Source organism: Salinimicrobium oceani, from assembly GCF_012037645.1.
In genome coordinates, this window is the sequence record NZ_JAAVJR010000003.1 from 359,998 (window position 1) to 377,696 (window position 17,699).

Genomic DNA, 17,699 nt, shown 5'->3' on the forward strand with positions numbered 1-17,699 from the left:
CTTTATTATTTTAGTAAATCGCCAACATAAGGCATTAATGCTAAGTGACGAGCGCGCTTAACAGCAACAGCCACTTTTCTTTGATACTTCAAAGAAGTTCCAGTCAAACGACGAGGCAATAATTTTCCCTGTTCGTTCACAAAGCTCATTAAGAAATCTGGATCTTTATAATCGATATATTTAATACCAGATCTTTTAAAACGACAGTATTTCTTTGCTTTGTTTGTCTCAATATTCAACGGAGTAAGATATCTGATCTCTCCGTCTTTCTTTCCTTTAGCTTGTTGTTCTATAGATGACATACTTACGCTTTTTCTTTGTTTCTGTTTCTTCTCTTCTCAGCCCAGGCAACTGCGTGCTTGTCTAACTTCACAGTAAGGTAACGCATCATACGCTCATCTCTTCTGAATTCTACTTCAAGAGGGTTGATGGCTTCACCAGGAGCAGTGAATTCAAATAAGTGATAAAAACCACTCTTTTTGTGTTGAATTGGATATGCTAATTTTTTTAGCCCCCAGTTCTCTTTTGATATCATCTCGGCACCGTTAGAAACAAGAAAATCTTCGTATTTCTTAACTGTTTCCTTTATCTGGTCATCAGATAAAACGGGATTCAAGATGAAAACAGTTTCATAATGATTCATAAAAAATTTACTTTAAATTAATTTGGCTGCAAAAGTAACATTATTCCTGAATATTACAAAGCATAATTATAAGTCGAATTGTTCCTTTTAATCGATGAAATCCCATTTTTAATTTTTTTTAAAGTTTTTTTTATTTATTATTGCTAATGCTAACCTTTTTAGATTAGAGTGGAAGAAGTTATACTTAAATGTGCGGTAGTTGATGATTCGAGCTTACAAAGACTCTCTATTGTAAAGCTCATTAAAGATCATCCTAACCTCAAACTGGTTGCCGAGTACAATAATGCCATCGAAACCAAAAATGGCTTATTGGATACAGAAGTAGACCTTATTTTCCTGGATATCGAAATGCCTATCCTTTCTGGCTTCGATCTTCTGGATGACCTTCCCAACAAACCACAGATCATCTTTGTTACCGGAAAGACCAAATACGCCTTTAAGGCATTTGATTACGATGCAGTAGACTATCTGCACAAACCTATTTCCAAAGAACGTTTTTTAAATGCTGTATCCAAGGCCATAAATCTTTACCGCCTGAAGCATGAAGGTGCTCCCCCCGAAGATGATAATTACATCTTTGTGAAGAGCAATCTAAAAAATCGTAAGGTCTTCCTTAACAAGCTCAAGTATATCGAAGCTCTTGGAGATTATGTAAAATTCGTAACTGAAAAAGATAATTTCGTGGTGCTTGCCACTATGAAATCTTTTGAAAACCAGCTGCCGTCAAATAAATTTCTCAGGATTCACAAATCCTATATCGTGAATCTGGACAAGATCGAGCGCTATAACAGCAGGAATATCGAGATCGACAAGCAGCAAATTCCTTTAAGCCGGCACAAAAAATCCAATCTTATTGAAGCCCTTGCCGCAAATCAATAAGGATCTACATTAATCACTGTTTTGACACCCCTGTAGGCACCAATTGCCTTAAAACTTTGTAGCACTCGGCTTACAAGGTTCTTCGTTTTGGCCAAAGATTGCTTCTGCGGAATTTTGATAAGGATGTTCTTGTAATATTCATTCCTAATCCTTGCAATGGGTGGAAACTCCGGTCCCAGCACATTTTCATGCAGCGAATTTTTAAGAGAAGTTGCCAGCCAATCGGCTCCTTCATTTACCCTGGTATAATCCCTGCCTTTCAAGGTGATTCTTATTAATCTGTAAAACGGAGGGTATTTATAATTTCTGCGCTCCTCGAGCTGCTCCCTGTACATTTCAAGAAAATTATTGGTAGAAACCTGCTGCACGATCTGATGATGGGGGTTATAGGTTTGGATTAGGACGCGACCTCTCTTTTGCGTTCGGCCAGCTCTTCCCGATACCTGTAGCATCAATTGAAAACTTCTTTCATGCGCCCTAAAGTCGGGGAAATTAAGCAGCGTATCGGCATTCATGATCCCAACCAGCCTTACATTTCTAAAATCGAGCCCTTTCGTCAACATCTGCGTACCAATAAGCACATCGATCTCCCCCTGTTCAAAAGCCGAAATGATCTTTTCATAACCATGTTTCCCCCTGGTGGTATCAAGATCCATCCTCCCAATTTGATGCCCCGGAAATAAAGCTTTTAATTCTGTCTCTACTTTTTCTGTACCAAAACCTTTGGTTGAAAGTTCGATGCTTCCGCAAGCCATGCATTTTAACTGCATCGCAATATGATAGCCACAGTAATGGCAACGCAACTGGTTATTGTGACTATGAAAGGTAAGGCTCACATCACAATTTGGACACTGGGGTGAATGGCCACAGGTATTACATTCCAGAATAGGACTGAAACCACGGCGATTCTGAAACAAGATCACCTGCTCCTTCTCATTCAACGCCTCCCTTATTTCTTCCAGCAGTCGATCGGAAAAATGTCCTGTCATCCGTTTTTTCCGGTGCTTCTCTTTGATGTCCACAATCTCAATCTCGGGAAGCAGCACATTTCCATAACGTCGGTCAAGATTGACCAGTGTGTATTTATTATGCACGGCGTTAAAGTAAGATTCCAGGGACGGGGTAGCCGATCCCAGCAGAACTTTTGCGTCCCTCATTTTCCCCAGTACCACCGCAAGGTCGCGGGCATTATAACGAGGTGCAGGATCATATTGCTTAAAGGTAGATTCATGTTCCTCATCAACTATGACAAGGCCCAGATCATGAAATGGAAGAAATATACTGGAACGTACTCCTATTACAATTCGTGCCTTCTCTGTGTTGCGAAGTACGTTCTGATAGACTTCTACCCTTTCATTTACTGAGTATTTACTGTGAAAAACAAGCACCTTTTCCCCGAAGTAATTCTGAAGCCTTGTGATAAGCTGAGTGGTAAGCGCTATCTCAGGAAGTAAGTAGAGCACCTGTTTTCCTGATGCTATTACTTTCTCTATCAGCTCAACATAGATCTCGGTCTTGCCTGAAGAAGTGATGCCGTGCAGCAGACAAACATCTTCTGTTTCAAAAGCTTTTTCAATTTCCTCCAGGGCCTGCTGCTGGTGATCATTTAACTTCACCATATTTGAAAGTTCTCCGCCTTCAAATGCTATCCTGGATGTTTCTACCTCGATCTCCTTTAGCACCTGCTTATTTATAAGCGCTTTGATCACTGCTGAAGAAGCATTACTGGCTTTACATAGCTCTGAAACCTTTACTGCTCCATTTGATTTTGCTGCCATCCCAAAAAGGGTGAAAATCACCTCCCTTTGTTTTGGAGCCCTGCTCAACTCATCCAGGAGCTGATGCATTGCTGCCTCTTCAGAATATTTGTCATGCAGTTTTACATGCCGTTCCACTTTAGGCCGATACTGCTCATAGATCTCCTGGTTTACCGCTATTATCTTTTTTTCAACCAGGGAATTAATGACCGGCAACACTGTTTTTTTATCCAGGAGCTGAATGATCTCATTGATCTTCATGGAAGATTGTGACTGTAAGGCTTCAAAAAGGAGAAATTCATCATCACTTAGATCCTCATCATTGATGCTTACGCCTTTTAGCACTTGAACTATGGTCTCGCTTTCGAGTAAAAAAGCACTTGGTATTGCTGCGCGCAGCACTTCCCCCACGGTACACATGTAATAGGAAGCTATCCAATACCAAAACTTCAGCTGAGCTTCGGTCACTACCGGGGTTTCATCCAGGATCTGCTCCACCGGCTTAGCCTCATAAATTTGCGGATCGTTTTGATGTACTTCAGCAACAATGCCAGTATATATTTTTGATTTTCCAAAGGGTACAGCGACTCTCATCCCCGGCTTTAGAAATTCTGCTTCGGCCTTAGAAACGCTGTAAGTAAAATGATTCTCCAAAGGAAGCGGTAAAATCACGTTTATAAAAAAGGGCATCGGCGGGATTTTAAACAAAAATAGAAGAGATTCTATTGCAAAAAAATAAACCATCCTAAAAAGAATGGTTTATGAGAGCATTTCAAAATTCAGTTTATCTCCCAGCTAATAGTTCATTTTTCAAACCATCGTCTGCAGGTCTGTTGGAAAGCCAGATTCCAAAAAGGGCTTTTTTAAACTCCTTCCCTTTCACTACTCCTTTTTCCTTTCCATTTTTATAAGCAACCACTCCTTTTGAAGGCACATACACAAGATCGAAAATATCATTCTTTTTGATATCTTCCTTGAAGAAACCTAAAATGGTATTGATCTCATTCTGAATAGGTGCTGTATTCCCGTTTGTGGATTTCTCAAAACCTTCGGTCACTGCATCTACCATTTTATCACTTGTAATAAGCTTCGAAACGATATGAAGCTTGATCGCCATAGGTTTATCAGAATTCAGGATTTCTTCAGCATTCCTATTTTTCTGATTCAGGTAAAGTCCGGCAGCATAAAGATCGATCCATAGTTTTTCTCTCACCCCGGCCCCGTTGAGCTGTAAAGTGTGTCCGTCAAAATTTTCTGTAGCAGGCAAAGTAACACCTCCAACATTTTTCTGAGCAAACGCAGTAGTGGAAACCACAACAGCCAAAAGGATTAAAAGCAGGTTTTTCATGTTCATTTTGTTTAAGTTATTTTTTTATTTTCTATTTCTTTTCAGCTTCATTAGTGAGGCATTAAGCTCAAAGCCGAGCAACAATATATTAGAATTAATCCAGATATACACCATTAAAATTAGCAGCGCTCCAATAGAACCATATAGCTCGTTATAGGTCGAGAAATTCTCTATATAGATCCCAAATAAAAAGGTGGTCACAACAATAAGAGCCGTGCTTACAAAAGCTCCTATGGAAAAAAACCGGCTCAATCTACTTTCTTTGGTTCCCGAGTAATAAAGTATTGCTACCACAAGATAGATCATGATCACAAAAACAATATACCTGCCTACATCTGCCCAGATCACCGCATCATTCACAACTCCAAGACTTTTTAGATCTTCGGTAAGAAAGGTAAGATAAACGGTTACTACTACAGTAGTTAGCAACAATAGGGCCAGAATTAAGGACACTCCCACAGCAATGAAATACTGCCTGATGATAGACCTGTTCACCCGGGTGTGGTAAGAGAATTCAAACCCAGTAAAGACCGCATTCACGCCATTTGCCATAAGGAATATGGAGAGCAGGAAAACGAAGGAAAGTAGGCCTCCCCGCTTTCGAGCCGCGATGTCAAAAAGAATATCATTAAAGAACTCGCTGGTATCTGGCGGGAGCAGGGAATCAATAAAATCCAGAAATGCAATCTGGAAATCATCTATAAAATCAACAAAGGGAATGAGGTTAAGCAGGAAGAGCAAAAAAGGAAATAGCGCCATAAAAAAACTAAAGGAAATAGCGCTTGCCCTGGCCGAAAAGGTGCCCTTTACTATACCTGCATAAAAGATAATGATAAGATCATAAAGGGATAAACCCTCAAAGCCTGGTAAAATTGTTTTCTTGGCGCGACTGCTCCACCAAAAAGTGAATCTCTTTTTTTTCTTTACAGGTTTTGCGTCGCCGTTGCTCATGAATTACACAGCTTTTAAGCTGAGATCGAGATTGTAAACAGAATGGGTGAGAGCTCCACTTGAAATAAAATCTACGCCGCATTCTGCATATTTCCTGGCGGTTTCCAGGGTTATTCCTCCGCTGGATTCGGTCTCGCATTTCCGCTTTATTAAGGCTACTGCTTCTCTGGTTTCGTCATAATTAAAGTTATCCAGAAGAATTCGGTTCACCCCTCCTGCAGACAGGATCTGCTTTATTTCGTTGATATTCCGCGCTTCCACAATGATCTTAAGATCTCGTTGGGTATCACTAAGGTACTGTTTTGTTTTTTCGATAGCAGTACCAATTCCACCAGCAAAATCAATATGATTGTCCTTCAACATGATCATATCATAAAGAGCGAACCTATGATTTTCTCCGCCGCCAATCTTTACTGCCCATTTCTCTATAGCTCTTATTCCAGGAGTGGTCTTACGCGTATCGAGGATCTTCGTCCCTGTTCCTTCCAGCTTATCTACAAAAGTTCTGGTTTTCGTGGCAATAGCGCTCATACGCTGCATGGCATTGAGCACCAGCCGTTCTGCTTTTAAGATGGATTGCGAAGCTCCTTCCACATAAAACACGATGTCCCGCGGTTTTATCCTACTGCCGTCTTCTATAAGAATTTCCATTTTTAGCTGGGCATCAACCTTTTCAAAAACCCGGCGTGCAAAATCCACTCCTGCAATGACCCCTGTGTCTTTCACCAGCAGTTTTGCCTTGCCCCGTGCATCTGCAGGGATGCATGCGAGCGAACTGTGGTCTCCATCTCCTATATCTTCTCGTAATGCATTATCGATGATTATTTCAATTTCCTTCTCAAATTGTTCTTTTGAAATCATTGCAGTGCCTATTTTTGCTAAAGTTACAAAGTAAACACTAAAATTTAATCATGACCATAAAATTGCTGGCGATAGGAAAAACAGATGATGCTGCACTTAAGAACCTCATCGACAATTATGATCAGAGGTTAGAGCATTATAACAGGTTCGATCTTGAATTTTTTCCCGATCTTAAAAAGACCAAGAATCTCTCCATCGACCAGCAAAAGACTGCGGAAGGCAAGCTTATCATGGATAAACTCAGTACTTCAGATTTTGTGGTATTGCTTGATGAGCAAGGAAAACAGCTGACTTCCGAAGGATTTTCTGAATATATTCAGAAGCGATTGAACAGTGGTATGAAGCAGCTCATTTTCATCATTGGAGGTCCTTATGGATTTTCTGAAGAGGTTTATTCCCGAGCCGACGGGAAACTATCTCTTTCAAAAATGACATTTTCACATCAAATGGTTCGGTTATTTTTTGTTGAACAATTGTACCGGGCATTCACCATTCTTCGGAATGAACCTTACCATCACAAATAAAGATCATGAAAATAGTTTTCGCTACGAACAACAAGAATAAGATTAAAGAAGTACAGGCACTACTGCCAAATGATATTGAACTGCTGTCTCTGGAGGAGATTGGATGCCATGAAGATATTCCGGAGACTTCACCAACCATTGAAGGCAATGCCATTCAAAAAACCGAATATGTAAAGAAAAATTATGGCTATGACTGTTTCGCCGATGATACAGGGCTTGAAGTAAAAGCCTTGGATGGGGCTCCGGGAGTTTATTCGGCCAGGTATGCGGGGGAGGCGAAAGACAGCAATGCGAATATCGAAAAGCTACTAAGGGAACTTCAGGAAAAAGAGAACCGAAGCGCCCGCTTCAAAACTGTAATTGCGCTTCAGCTTAATGACAGCCTCCACACCTTCACCGGAATTTGCTCCGGAAATATCATTTTTGAGAGAAAAGGAGCTGCAGGCTTCGGCTATGATCCTGTCTTTCAGCCTGAAGGAAAATCCCTCACTTTCGCAGAAATGAGTCTTGAAGAAAAATCGGAAATTAGTCATCGTGCACGTGCAACCCGTAATCTCATTGACTTTCTCCAGGATTATTCAGGAAAAAGATAAATGTAATAAGCTGCTAACTAATCCTTACCTTTGCAACTTATTAGATATGTATGAATAAATTTGAATTATTAGGATTGAATGACGCCTTGTTACAGGCAATTAAAGACATGGGGTTTGAAGCTCCAAGTGAAGTACAGGAAAAATCAATCCCAATTTTACTGCAGGAAGACACAGATATGGTGGCTCTTGCTCAAACCGGAACCGGAAAAACCGCAGCATTTGGTTTTCCGCTTATCCAGAAAATTGATGTAAACAGCAGAAAGACACAAGGCCTTATTCTTTCCCCAACCCGGGAACTTTGTTTGCAGATCACCAATGAATTAAAGAACTATTCCAAATATTTCAAAGGCCTTAACACCGTAGCTATCTACGGTGGAGCCAGTATAACAGATCAGGCTTCCCAGATCAAAAAGGGAGCACAAATCATCGTTGCTACTCCTGGACGTATGCAGGATATGGTGAACAGAAGGCTGGTAGATATTTCGGCCATCCAGTATTGCATCCTTGATGAAGCAGATGAAATGCTGAACATGGGGTTCTATGAAGACATCACTGAGATCCTCTCTCACACCCCTTCAGATAAGAGTACCTGGTTGTTTTCGGCAACTATGCCGAAGGAAGTTGCAACCATTGCCAAGAAATTTATGCGCACCCCGGTAGAGATCACTGTAGGTACAAAGAACATGGGAACTTCAAACGTTTCTCATGAGTACTACATGGTTAATGCACGTGACCGTTATGCAGCATTAAAAAGACTGGCAGATGCAAATCCAGATATTTTTTCAGTGATCTTTTGTCGCACAAAGCGCGACACCCAAAAAGTAGCAGAACAGCTTATCGAAGATGGTTATAATGCTGCTGCACTTCATGGAGATCTTAGTCAAAACCAGCGAGACCTGGTGATGAAAAGCTTCAGGGCAAGACAGATACAGATGCTGGTAGCTACAGATGTTGCTGCCCGTGGAATTGATGTAGATGACATTACTCACGTGATCAACTACCAGTTGCCTGATGAGATAGAAACCTATACCCACAGAAGTGGTCGTACGGGAAGAGCAGGAAAAAGTGGTGTTTCTATGGTCATTGTTTCAAAAAGTGAAGCCAGAAAGATCAAAGGAATCGAAAGGATCATAGGCCAGTCTTTTGAAAGGAAAGAAATTCCTGATGGCAGAGAGATCTGCGAGGTGCAACTTTTTCACCTTGCCAATGAGATAAGCAAGACAGAGATCAATCACGAAATTGACAAGTACCTTCCAAGTATAGCAGAATTATTTGAAGGTCTTTCCAAAGAGGAATTGCTTAAAAAATTCTTTTCGGTCGAGTTTACCAGATTCTTTAATTATTACAACAATGCGCAGGATCTTAATGCTAAAGGTTCAGCCGATGTGTATGAAGATGAAGGAGACAGCACCAGGTTCTTCATAAATGTAGGAGCTAAAGATGACTTCGACTGGATGAGCCTAAAAGATTTTCTAAAGGCAACACTTGATCTGGGAAGAGACGATGTGAATCGTGTCGAAGTGAAAGATAGTTTCTCCTTTTTTAATGTAGATAGCTCCAAAGCTGAAGAAGTACTCAGGATCTTCCAGGACTTCAAGCACCAGGGCCGACATATCAATGTAGAGATTACGAAAAAAAGCGCAGGTAAAGAGCGCAGTGGCGGACGCAAAGGTGGCTATAAAGGAAATGACAAAGGAGGCCGCAGTTTTGACAAACCAAAAGGAGCAGATAAAGGACGAAGAAGATCGTCTGATGCGCCTGCAGGTGGTCGAAGAAGGTCTTCTGATGCAGGATCTGGCGGAAGACAGGGAAAGAAGAGCGGAGGCCGCAACAGCAGCATTGAAAGCTCGATTAAAAGAAGAAGATCAAAAAAATAAGCTTTCCAGGCAATTTTTGGTACAGTTTTCCCGATGTACATTATTAGCTTAAACCACAGCATGAAGAATATCCTAATCCCCCTGTTCCTGCTTTTCAGTTTCATTGCCTTAGGCCAGGAATCTACTGTAGTTTCGGGGAAAGTGCTTAACGCCGCTAATGATGTACCCATTGAAAATGCTCACATCGTGAACCTCAACCAGGTCATTGGAGCTGTCACTGCAGAGAACGGAGACTTTTCGATCAAAGCCAATGTAAATGATACGCTGTATTTCTCCTACCTGGGCTTTAAGTCCATTCGCGTAAGAGTTACCAACGACTGGTTAAAATACGGCGAGGTGAAGGTCAAGATGACCGAGCTGGGTATTGCACTGGAAGAGGTCGTGGTTAGCCCCGTTCAACTCACAGGTTATCTTGAAATAGATGCTAAGAATATTCCTATTTATGAGAATTACCGTTACAGTATCTCAGGTTTAAATCAGGGCTACGAGGGCGGAGAATATAGTCCCAATGCAGTTTCAAGAGTTCTTGGTGCGGTTTTTAACCCAGCAGATGCCTTGTATAATATCTTTGGAAAACAGCCGCAGCAAATGCGGAAGTTGCGGGAAATGAAGCAGGATGATGAGATAAGACGCCTACTCCAAAGTAAATTCGACAGGCAAACGCTTATGGCTGTACTGGGAATAAACCGAATGGATATTGATGAAGTTTTGAGGAGATGTAATTACTCCACCGACTTTATTAGCAGCGCAAACGATCTGCAGATACTTGACGCCATGAGCGGTTGCTATGAAGAATACAAAGTGCTGAACAGGTAAAACTTGTAGGAAAATAACAGATGCCGAAAATGAGAATTTTCGGCATTTTTTTTGGCCGAACTTATCATCTCACGCTCTGAAGTTTTGCGTGGAGATCTTCAGCAGGTAATCTTCTAAAATAACAGCTCGGTCCCAGATACTTCTAGTGAAGGACGCCATTCTTTTTATTCAAAAGATTAATAAATTCTGAAAATTCGATCACTGCTTTCTCTCGAGATAGGTTTTCAGGTTGTAGAGCCCGGCCTCGAAATCTTTTCCTAAAGCCCGGTCCATTCCGTAGAAAAGCATAAGCACAGAGGCTGGAAATTTATGTACTCCTTTAACCCCCCAAACCATTTTTGTGCGATCGGGTTCCACTTCCTTTACAGCAATATAGTTCAGCGAAAGTGACTTATAAGGTTTGATGAACAGCAACTGTGTTTCAAACACTTTTCCCTCTTTCACCTTAACGATCTTTTGAATTCCCTCCACGTTATTGCTGCCTTTCCAGTAAGAAGAGGCGCCCTCTTTTCCATCTTCACCTTTAAATTTGATGACCACTTTAGGGTCATTCAAAAACCAGGGAAGCCACAGCGGCTGTTTTTTGAGTTGTCTTATAAAGGCGTAAACTTCGGCTTTTGGGCGGTTGATCACCACTGTACGGCTAAGGTTGTATTCCTTTTTAGCCCAGGCGTGTAGGAACGCCACAAAGGTGATGATACCAATAATAACATAAAAGAAAAGTGTCATATTCTTCTACTAAGGGGGACCTAAATGTAAATAATTTTATCGGGATGCTTCAAAGCGGGCAAGTATTTCGGCCGAATTTTTTAAATTCCTCTTAGCCCAGTCTATCCTTTTCTCTAATTGGTCTTCTTCGGAAAGTTGCCATTGCAAATCACTTTTCCGCAATCTGGCGGTTATATCCTGAAGAATGATCGCAGCAGAAACTGAAATATTAAGACTTTCTGTAAAGCCTACCATTGGAATTTGCAGAAACTCATCTGCCTCTTCCATAACTTCTTCTGAAAGTCCATCTGTCTCAGTTCCGAAGAAGAATGCCGCGGGAGAGCTGATATCGAAATCCTGAAGCATCGTGCCCTGGTGAGGAGAAGTAGCTACGATCTTATATCCCTCCTTCCGAAGCCTTTGTAAACAATCTGAAGTGGATGTATATCGATGAATATCAACCCATTTTTGTGCCCCCATTGCGATCTCCCTGTCGATCTTTTTTAGATTCACTTCCTCAACCACATGAATATTCTGAATTCCAAAAACATCACAGCTGCGTATCACAGCACTTGTATTGTGTAATTGATAAATGTCCTGTGTGGCCACAGTGAAAAAATTAGTGCGATTTGCAATAACTCTTTGAAACAGGCTTTTCCTCCTGTCGGTAAGAAAATTCTCCAGGTAAGTGAGAAGTTCTAGGTTTTCATTCATGCCGTGAAATTAGGAAATCCACACCAGAATTACCTTTTTTGACACCTCAATTGCTATAACTTTATATTATGATCTTTAAAAATTTCTGATTAATTTTTATTCCAATTAATACACATGAAGAAAGTAGTTGTACTCACAGGTGCAGGAATAAGTGCAGAAAGCGGAATTAGCACCTTTAGAGATTCAAATGGTTTGTGGGAGGGTCATGACGTGATGGAAGTTGCTTCCCCCATTGGCTGGGAGCGAAATAAGGAGCTGGTGCTGGATTTTTACAACAAACGAAGAAGGCAATTAAAGGAAGTAGAACCAAATGCAGCTCACAAAGCCCTCAAGGGACTTGAAAAAAAGTACGAGGTACACATTATTACCCAAAACGTAGATGATCTCCATGAACGCGCAGGTAGCAGTAATGTTATCCACTTACACGGGGAACTGCGAAAGGCCCGAAGTACCTTTAATGAAGAGCTAGTACTGGACTGGCATGATGACCTAAAGCTGGGCGACTTCTGCGAGCACAACCACCAGCTGCGTCCACATGTTGTATGGTTTGGGGAAGCTGTGCCCATGATGGAACCTGCAATGGAAATAACAAGCCGGGCCGACGTTCTCATGATCATTGGTACTTCCATGCAGGTTTATCCGGCTGCCGGGCTCCTCTACTACGCTCCAGAAGATGCTCCAGTATATTTCATAGATCCCAAACCCACGGTGAAGGAGACCCGTAAGTTGCAGGTATACGCCGAAAATGCCTCCATCGGAGTGCCTCGCGTGGTGCAGGAACTCCTGGAAAAAGCATGAACAACTTCCAAATTTAATCTTTCATGAGTGGCGTCGAAAATGTATCTTTAGGCCTTAATTTTTGAACGTTTACACATGACCTCTCTTCAGGCAATTTCCCCTATCGACGGCAGATATTCCTCCAGGACAAAAGCTCTTGTAGATTACTTTAGTGAACAGGCCCTTATTAAATACCGGGTGCGAGTTGAAATAGAATATTTTATTTCTCTTTGTGAGCACGACCTGCCACAACTCAAAAAGGTGAGTGAGCAGAGTTTTCCTGAACTTCGAAAGATCTACCAGAATTTCTCAACCGAAGATGCCCTGGAGATCAAGGAGATCGAAAAAACGACCAATCACGATGTAAAGGCAGTTGAATATTTTATAAAATCAAAATTTGATGAGCTGGGGCTATCAGATTTCAAGGAATTCATCCATTTTGGCCTCACTTCACAAGACATTAATAATACAGCCGTACCACTAAGCATCAAGGAAGCATTGGAAGATGTATATCATCCTTCGCTTAACGATCTACTCGAAAAACTGGAACAGCTTACAGAAGACTGGAAGGATATCCCCATGCTGGCCCGTACGCATGGTCAACCTGCCTCCCCTACCCGTCTTGGCAAGGAGATAAAGGTTTTTCTTGTAAGACTTAAGGAACAAATAAAGTTCCTGCAAAGTATTCCTAACGCTGCAAAATTTGGAGGCGCAACTGGCAATTACAATGCACATAAAGTGGCTTATCCCAATGTAAAATGGAAATTATTCGGAAAGGACTTTGTAGAAGGATCATTAGGCCTGCATCATTCTTTTCCTACCACTCAAATAGAACATTACGATCACCTTGCTTCTTTATGCGATGCTTTAAAACGCATCAATACCATTATTCTTGATCTTGATCGCGATATCTGGTCGTATGTATCAATGGACTATTTCAAACAAAAAATCAAAAAAGGAGAAGTAGGATCATCGGCTATGCCTCATAAGGTGAATCCAATCGATTTTGAAAACAGTGAAGGTAATCTCGGAATTGCAAACGCACTCTTTGAGCATTTAGCTGCAAAACTCCCTGTGAGCAGGCTTCAAAGGGATCTTACAGACAGTACAGTACTTCGGATCATAGGAGTCCCATTTGGTCATACTTTGATAGGGTTTTCTTCCACTCTTAAAGGCCTGAACAAATTACTCCTGAATGAATCTAAAATTGACACCGACCTGGAGAACAACTGGGCTGTTGTCGCAGAAGCCATTCAAACAATATTGAGGCGGGAAGCTTATCCAAATCCATATGAAGCTCTCAAAGGCCTTACCCGTACAAATAGCCAGATCACTAAAGAGAGTATTTCAGAATTCATTGGTCAGCTGGAAGTTTCAGAAGAAATTAAGGCAGAACTGCGACAAATTACACCTCAGAACTACACGGGGATATAAGTAATCAATATTCAGTGATCAGGGGTCAGAAAGTTTGCAGTGTATAGTAATTAGTAGGTAGTGCGCTCTCTGCAAAAAATTTTAGAGGAAATACTCCAACCCGTAACCGGCAACTTGGAACCTGGAACCTGGAACCTGGAACAAAAAAAAGAGGGCTCAGAAATGTCATTTTTGAGCCCTCTTTTTTTATTATAATCTTTCTAATCCAGAAAGCCGCCAAGATCTGGTAGGCCTGCCACGTCGAGATCTCCGTCCTCAAAAGATTTCAGTAACCTGATAAGAGCTTCAGGATTCATCTTGTCTCCAGTTACTCGGGCTATTCCAAAACCTTTCTCATCGTCACTTCCAAAGACGATCAATTCGTCAATTGCGTCATCTTCACCAAGAAAATACAGCTCGGCCTTGCGATTACCGCCTCCATAGCGCATTAGCTGCTTATACTTATCAGATCTCAGGATCTCTGTAAGCTTTTCTTTTTCTGCTTCATACAGCGCCTTGTTCTCATCTTTTAAAGGAAAACCAAGAACATTCACTTTTTTGATAGTGTTCAAGGTTGCCTTTTGCTCCGCAGTCAGTTTCGAATTTTCTCCAGTTAAAAGACTGGCAGGAATATCAAAAGCAAGGTACTGCTGGTTATTCTGGTTCTCTACATAATATTCCTGAAGACTAGTTTCATTTTTACATGAAACTAGCCCCAGGCTTAAGAGTACCATTATTAAGACAAATTTTTTCATTGTTTTTTCGTTTCCACGTTCTTCAATTCATTGCCTCCGGGGATCTTGAAATCGTTGGCTAGTTTTGACACCTGTGCCAAATTTATCTCCCCTTTTATGTTCAGGATCACCGAAATTGGCTTGTTCTTATCCTGGCCTTCCATGAACATGAATAACTGGCTCACGTAATCATCATTTTTTCCCGGAGAGTAATAGAATTTCACTGTTTTACCACCTTCAGAAACTCTCATCAATTCCTCCATTTTTCCATTTTTTATAAAGGAGGCTACATCAGATGCCATTTGCTTTCGTATGCTTTCCTGGCTGCTGGAAAGCACTTTCATCTCCTGTAGATTTTCAATGAGATCAATGTATGCCTGTGTTTCCGGATCATCGGCATTCAGGTCAATTTTGGTTAGCAGCTTGAACATTTTACTCGTCACTACTACCGCATCCACCTCTTTCATGTTCTCATACTTATCAAAGTTCTGAGCACTTGCTAAAAAAGGTACTATTAGGGCCAATAAGGCTAAGGTCAATTTTTTCATGGGTTTCATTTTACTTATTTTACAATCTTATCTTTGGTACTATTAAATTCTTCAATATAACCGAGATCTTCTGTCCCTGCATTCATATAAACAGACATCATCTCGAGGGCTTCTATTGTTTTTTGCATCGCCAATTCGGGATCTTCATAGGTTCCAAATTCGCTTGTCTGATTTTCCTGCTGAACTACAATCCCCATAAGAATCACAATTGAAGCTGCAATTGCAACCCAGGAATAAACTTTTTTCCTCCCCACCTCAAATCTTGAACTCGACGGGGTGTATCTTACTTTCTTATCCAGATTCTCAGTCTTTGCCTGTTCAAAAAGGCAAAACATAGGAATATACTGCTCAAGATGAGGGGCAACATCACCCGATAAAAAGTACGCTCTAAGCTGTGCCTCCTCTGCATTCGAAGTCTCTGCTTCGAAATACTTGTCTAAAAGGCCTTCAATTACTTTTAATTCCATAGCGGTGTCTTTTTAGCATTTCTTCTCTAATTTTTTTACGGGCCCGGCTCAACGCCACCCTTATAGCGGTTTCATTCATTTCGGTCATTTCAGCTATCTCCTCATATTCATACTGCTCCACTTCTCTTAGCTGAATCAAGATCTTTTGCTGTTCAGGTAGATTTGAAATGATCTTTTGAACCCAGTTCAGATCATCCTGTACCTCAACCTTATGCTGCAACGATGATTCTCCACACTCGTAATTACTGTGAACGATCCTTAAGTTGTTGTTTTGCTTTAGTTTGAGCTGGTCAAGACAATGATTCTTTGTAACAGTCATAGCAAAAGCTTCGACATTATTATAAGAACTTAGTTTCTCTTTCCTGCTCCATAACTTGAGCATCACTTCCTGCGTTGCATCTTCGGCAGCCTCTTTAGAAACCAGGAGTCTTAAGGCAAGTCTGTACATCTTGTCCTGCACCGGTTTCATGAGGTTTATGAAAGTATGCTGTTTCATTTTTTGGTTTGGTTGGCAAGGAACATTTTACTGTCCCTTTCCTTTACGACGGTTATAAAACAATTTTGTTACCAGGAAATTTCAAAATTTCTTTTTACCCACTAAATTAGGAGCATAAAAACTTCTAAAGTTATGAAAACAATACGCCATTCTTTGTTTTGCATTTTTACACTGCTCCTGCTTGTATCCTGCCAGGACGATCTGGACGATGTGATTAGGCCGGCCAGTGATCTCGAGATCAAAAATTTTATATGGCGTGCTATGAATGACATGTACTTATATAAAGCTGAAGTCCCTGCATTAGCCGATGATCGTTTTGAAGATCAGGCTGCACTAGATAATTTCCTTCGTGGATTTTCTACTCCCGAAGATCTTTTCTATGATGGACTCCTGGCAAATCATGATGAATTCAGTTTTCTTGTAGAAGATTATCGCCAATTGGAAAAATCACTTGACGGGATCAATCTCTCTAACGGAATGCAATTCGGTCTTATAAGATATACCGAAAATTCTTCGGAAGTCCTTGGATATGTACGTTATGTTCTGCCAAATACATCTGCTGAAGCCCAGGGAATTAGAAGGGGAGATCTCTTTAATTCCGTAGATGGAGAGCAGTTAATGGTCGACAATTTTTCCCGATTGTTGGAACCTTCTACCTATACTATTGGTCTAGCCCAGCTTAATGGTAATGAAATTGTTCCTACCGGAGAAACGATAACTCTTCAGAAGTCGGAATACACTTCTAATCCCGTATTCATTGCTAAAACCCTAAGCACCTCAAAGGGAAAAGTGGGTTACCTGATGTATAATGCGTTTACAGGAAATTTTGACGCTGTGCTCAATGCGACTTTTGGAATGTTCAAAGCAGAAGGGATAGTAGACCTCATAGTAGATCTTAGGTATAATGGTGGCGGCTCTGTTGAAACTGCCAATGACCTGGCGAGTATGATCACAGGGCAGTACAATGGGGAGATCTTTTATAAGGAACAGTGGAATGATGATTACCAGGCATTCCTGGAAACCACTGCGCCCGAGAGTCTTGTAAACCGGTTCAACAACAGGATCAATACCGGCGCAACAATTAACAGCCTTGGCTTAACTCGCGTGTACTTCATTACCACATTGAGAACTGCCTCTGCAAGTGAACTGCTTATCAATGGTCTAAAACCATATATTGAAGTTGTCCAGGTCGGGGAAAGAACCACAGGAAAGTTTCAGGCCTCTACCACATTATACGATTCTCCGAATTTTAGAAGGACCGGGGCAAGTTTGGATCATACTTATGCAGTACAACCACTTATTTATAAAACTTTAAACGCTGCCGGTGTGACAGATTATGTAAACGGACTTCTTCCAGATGTGGAAATAAATGAAGATGTGCGACAGCTCGGAGTTCTGGGTGATCCCTCAGAACCACTGCTTGCTGCAACCATAAACATCATTGAAGGAAAGGCTGCGGAAATGCAGGCGAAGAAAGATTTTAGATATGAAGTGATAGGTGAGGCAGGAATGAACGACTTACTATATCAGAAGATGTATGTTAATGAGGGTCTGCAGAATCTGCAATGACATATTAACATTTTTTTCAGAATT

Annotated in this window: 20 protein-coding genes; 8 read left to right on the forward strand and 12 right to left on the reverse strand. The window is 41.1% G+C overall.

All coding sequences use genetic code 11. From position 1 onward, the window contains the following. Nucleotides 1-5: 5 nt before the first annotated feature. Nucleotides 6-302, reverse strand: a complete 297-nt coding sequence (rpsR, locus tag HC175_RS07385) for a 30S ribosomal protein S18 (RefSeq protein ID WP_029036469.1) — start codon at nucleotides 300-302, stop codon at nucleotides 6-8. A gap of 2 nt (nucleotides 303-304) precedes the next feature. Next, on the reverse strand, nucleotides 305-643 hold the full coding sequence (gene rpsF / locus HC175_RS07390; RefSeq protein ID WP_029036470.1) for a 30S ribosomal protein S6: 339 nt from the start codon (nucleotides 641-643) through the stop codon (nucleotides 305-307). 168 nt (nucleotides 644-811) lie between these two features. On the opposite strand from rpsF, the gene HC175_RS07395 reads away from it, so the two are divergent. Further along, nucleotides 812-1,522: a LytR/AlgR family response regulator transcription factor gene (locus HC175_RS07395; RefSeq protein WP_168137847.1), complete on the forward strand. Its 711-nt coding sequence runs from the start codon at nucleotides 812-814 to the stop codon at nucleotides 1,520-1,522. On the opposite strand, the gene priA is transcribed toward HC175_RS07395, so the two are convergent. The 4 genes from priA to nadC form a co-directional block, all read right to left on the reverse strand. Continuing rightward, nucleotides 1,516-3,969 carry a replication restart helicase PriA gene (gene priA, locus HC175_RS07400; RefSeq protein WP_168137848.1) on the reverse strand — a complete coding sequence of 818 codons (2,454 nt, stop codon included), beginning with the start codon at nucleotides 3,967-3,969 and terminating at the stop codon, nucleotides 1,516-1,518. The genes HC175_RS07395 and priA overlap by 7 nt on opposite strands. 94 nt (nucleotides 3,970-4,063) lie before the next feature. Next, nucleotides 4,064-4,627: a chalcone isomerase family protein gene (locus HC175_RS07405; protein WP_168137849.1), complete on the reverse strand. Its 564-nt coding sequence runs from the start codon at nucleotides 4,625-4,627 to the stop codon at nucleotides 4,064-4,066. Between the two features lie 24 nt (nucleotides 4,628-4,651). After that, nucleotides 4,652-5,578 carry a YihY/virulence factor BrkB family protein gene (locus HC175_RS07410; RefSeq protein WP_168137850.1) on the reverse strand — a complete coding sequence of 309 codons (927 nt, stop codon included), beginning with the start codon at nucleotides 5,576-5,578 and terminating at the stop codon, nucleotides 4,652-4,654. 3 nt (nucleotides 5,579-5,581) lie between these two features. After that, a complete protein-coding gene (gene nadC / locus HC175_RS07415) occupies nucleotides 5,582-6,439 on the reverse strand; it encodes a carboxylating nicotinate-nucleotide diphosphorylase (RefSeq protein ID WP_168137851.1) in 858 nt (285 codons plus the stop codon). A gap of 50 nt (nucleotides 6,440-6,489) precedes the next feature. Here nadC and rlmH point away from each other — a divergent pair, with 50 nt between their 5' ends. From rlmH to HC175_RS07435, 4 genes are read left to right on the forward strand one after another with little or no spacing between them, the layout of a single operon-like run. After that, entirely contained in the window at nucleotides 6,490-6,963 is a 474-nt protein-coding gene (rlmH, locus tag HC175_RS07420) for a 23S rRNA (pseudouridine(1915)-N(3))-methyltransferase RlmH (RefSeq protein ID WP_168137852.1), read from the forward strand. Nucleotides 6,964-6,968: 5 nt separating this feature from the next. Continuing rightward, nucleotides 6,969-7,556, forward strand: a complete 588-nt coding sequence (locus HC175_RS07425; RefSeq protein ID WP_168137853.1) for a non-canonical purine NTP diphosphatase — start codon at nucleotides 6,969-6,971, stop codon at nucleotides 7,554-7,556. A gap of 50 nt (nucleotides 7,557-7,606) precedes the next feature. Then, on the forward strand, nucleotides 7,607-9,433 hold the full coding sequence (locus tag HC175_RS07430; RefSeq protein ID WP_168137854.1) for a DEAD/DEAH box helicase: 1,827 nt from the start codon (nucleotides 7,607-7,609) through the stop codon (nucleotides 9,431-9,433). A gap of 60 nt (nucleotides 9,434-9,493) precedes the next feature. Continuing rightward, the gene (locus HC175_RS07435; protein WP_168137855.1) at nucleotides 9,494-10,249 is read left to right on the forward strand and encodes a carboxypeptidase-like regulatory domain-containing protein; all 756 of its coding nucleotides are present in this window, start codon (nucleotides 9,494-9,496) and stop codon (nucleotides 10,247-10,249) included. Nucleotides 10,250-10,447: 198 nt separating this feature from the next. Here the strand turns inward: HC175_RS07435 and HC175_RS07440 are convergent, their stop codons facing one another. Next, nucleotides 10,448-10,978 (reverse strand): SRPBCC family protein, encoded by a 531-nt coding sequence (locus HC175_RS07440; RefSeq protein ID WP_168137856.1) that lies wholly within the window; start codon nucleotides 10,976-10,978, stop codon nucleotides 10,448-10,450. A gap of 36 nt (nucleotides 10,979-11,014) precedes the next feature. Continuing rightward, complete coding sequence (locus HC175_RS07445) at nucleotides 11,015-11,671, reverse strand: TrmH family RNA methyltransferase (protein WP_168137857.1); 657 nt, start codon at nucleotides 11,669-11,671, stop codon at nucleotides 11,015-11,017. A gap of 114 nt (nucleotides 11,672-11,785) precedes the next feature. Between HC175_RS07445 and HC175_RS07450 the strand changes: the two genes are divergently transcribed. Both HC175_RS07450 and purB read left to right on the forward strand, forming a co-directional pair. Further along, nucleotides 11,786-12,469 carry an SIR2 family NAD-dependent protein deacylase gene (locus tag HC175_RS07450; RefSeq protein WP_168137858.1) on the forward strand — a complete coding sequence of 228 codons (684 nt, stop codon included), beginning with the start codon at nucleotides 11,786-11,788 and terminating at the stop codon, nucleotides 12,467-12,469. Nucleotides 12,470-12,544: 75 nt separating this feature from the next. Then, nucleotides 12,545-13,882 carry an adenylosuccinate lyase gene (gene purB / locus HC175_RS07455; RefSeq protein WP_168137859.1) on the forward strand — a complete coding sequence of 446 codons (1,338 nt, stop codon included), beginning with the start codon at nucleotides 12,545-12,547 and terminating at the stop codon, nucleotides 13,880-13,882. A 200-nt stretch (nucleotides 13,883-14,082) separates the two neighbouring features. Here purB and HC175_RS07460 read toward each other — a convergent pair whose 3' ends face one another. The 4 genes from HC175_RS07460 to HC175_RS07475 are packed head-to-tail and all read right to left on the reverse strand — an operon-like array spanning nucleotide 14,083 to nucleotide 16,106. Then, the gene (locus tag HC175_RS07460) at nucleotides 14,083-14,616 is read right to left on the reverse strand and encodes a DUF4252 domain-containing protein (RefSeq protein WP_235942550.1); all 534 of its coding nucleotides are present in this window, start codon (nucleotides 14,614-14,616) and stop codon (nucleotides 14,083-14,085) included. Then, entirely contained in the window at nucleotides 14,613-15,143 is a 531-nt protein-coding gene (locus HC175_RS07465) for a DUF4252 domain-containing protein (protein ID WP_168137860.1), read from the reverse strand. The genes HC175_RS07460 and HC175_RS07465 overlap by 4 nt, the downstream gene beginning before the upstream one ends. 14 nt (nucleotides 15,144-15,157) lie before the next feature. After that, complete coding sequence (locus tag HC175_RS07470; protein WP_168137861.1) at nucleotides 15,158-15,610, reverse strand: hypothetical protein; 453 nt, start codon at nucleotides 15,608-15,610, stop codon at nucleotides 15,158-15,160. Beyond that, the gene (locus HC175_RS07475) at nucleotides 15,591-16,106 is read right to left on the reverse strand and encodes an RNA polymerase sigma factor (protein ID WP_168137862.1); all 516 of its coding nucleotides are present in this window, start codon (nucleotides 16,104-16,106) and stop codon (nucleotides 15,591-15,593) included. The genes HC175_RS07470 and HC175_RS07475 overlap by 20 nt, the downstream gene beginning before the upstream one ends. A gap of 132 nt (nucleotides 16,107-16,238) precedes the next feature. Between HC175_RS07475 and HC175_RS07480 the strand changes: the two genes are divergently transcribed. Beyond that, nucleotides 16,239-17,675 carry a S41 family peptidase gene (locus tag HC175_RS07480; RefSeq protein ID WP_168137863.1) on the forward strand — a complete coding sequence of 479 codons (1,437 nt, stop codon included), beginning with the start codon at nucleotides 16,239-16,241 and terminating at the stop codon, nucleotides 17,673-17,675. Nucleotides 17,676-17,699: the final 24 nt, after the last annotated feature.

Coding starts and splice junctions, on each gene's coding strand:
- HC175_RS07440 (WP_168137856.1), bottom strand. CDS start 10,978: ATGACACTTTTCTTTTATGTTATTATTGGTATCATCACCTTTGTGGCG.
- HC175_RS07465 (WP_168137860.1), bottom strand. CDS start 15,143: ATGAAAAAATTGACCTTAGCCTTATTGGCCCTAATAGTACCTTTTTTA.
- HC175_RS07480 (WP_168137863.1), top strand. CDS start 16,239: ATGAAAACAATACGCCATTCTTTGTTTTGCATTTTTACACTGCTCCTG.
- priA (WP_168137848.1), bottom strand. CDS start 3,969: ATGCCCTTTTTTATAAACGTGATTTTACCGCTTCCTTTGGAGAATCAT.
- HC175_RS07450 (WP_168137858.1), top strand. CDS start 11,786: ATGAAGAAAGTAGTTGTACTCACAGGTGCAGGAATAAGTGCAGAAAGC.
- HC175_RS07475 (WP_168137862.1), bottom strand. CDS start 16,106: ATGAAACAGCATACTTTCATAAACCTCATGAAACCGGTGCAGGACAAG.
- nadC (WP_168137851.1), bottom strand. CDS start 6,439: ATGATTTCAAAAGAACAATTTGAGAAGGAAATTGAAATAATCATCGAT.
- HC175_RS07405 (WP_168137849.1), bottom strand. CDS start 4,627: ATGAAAAACCTGCTTTTAATCCTTTTGGCTGTTGTGGTTTCCACTACT.
- rlmH (WP_168137852.1), top strand. CDS start 6,490: ATGACCATAAAATTGCTGGCGATAGGAAAAACAGATGATGCTGCACTT.
- HC175_RS07445 (WP_168137857.1), bottom strand. CDS start 11,671: ATGAATGAAAACCTAGAACTTCTCACTTACCTGGAGAATTTTCTTACC.
- HC175_RS07425 (WP_168137853.1), top strand. CDS start 6,969: ATGAAAATAGTTTTCGCTACGAACAACAAGAATAAGATTAAAGAAGTA.
- purB (WP_168137859.1), top strand. CDS start 12,545: ATGACCTCTCTTCAGGCAATTTCCCCTATCGACGGCAGATATTCCTCC.
- rpsR (WP_029036469.1), bottom strand. CDS start 302: ATGTCATCTATAGAACAACAAGCTAAAGGAAAGAAAGACGGAGAGATC.
- HC175_RS07435 (WP_168137855.1), top strand. CDS start 9,494: ATGAAGAATATCCTAATCCCCCTGTTCCTGCTTTTCAGTTTCATTGCC.
- HC175_RS07460 (WP_235942550.1), bottom strand. CDS start 14,616: ATGAAAAAATTTGTCTTAATAATGGTACTCTTAAGCCTGGGGCTAGTT.
- HC175_RS07430 (WP_168137854.1), top strand. CDS start 7,607: ATGAATAAATTTGAATTATTAGGATTGAATGACGCCTTGTTACAGGCA.
- rpsF (WP_029036470.1), bottom strand. CDS start 643: ATGAATCATTATGAAACTGTTTTCATCTTGAATCCCGTTTTATCTGAT.
- HC175_RS07410 (WP_168137850.1), bottom strand. CDS start 5,578: ATGAGCAACGGCGACGCAAAACCTGTAAAGAAAAAAAAGAGATTCACT.
- HC175_RS07470 (WP_168137861.1), bottom strand. CDS start 15,610: ATGGAATTAAAAGTAATTGAAGGCCTTTTAGACAAGTATTTCGAAGCA.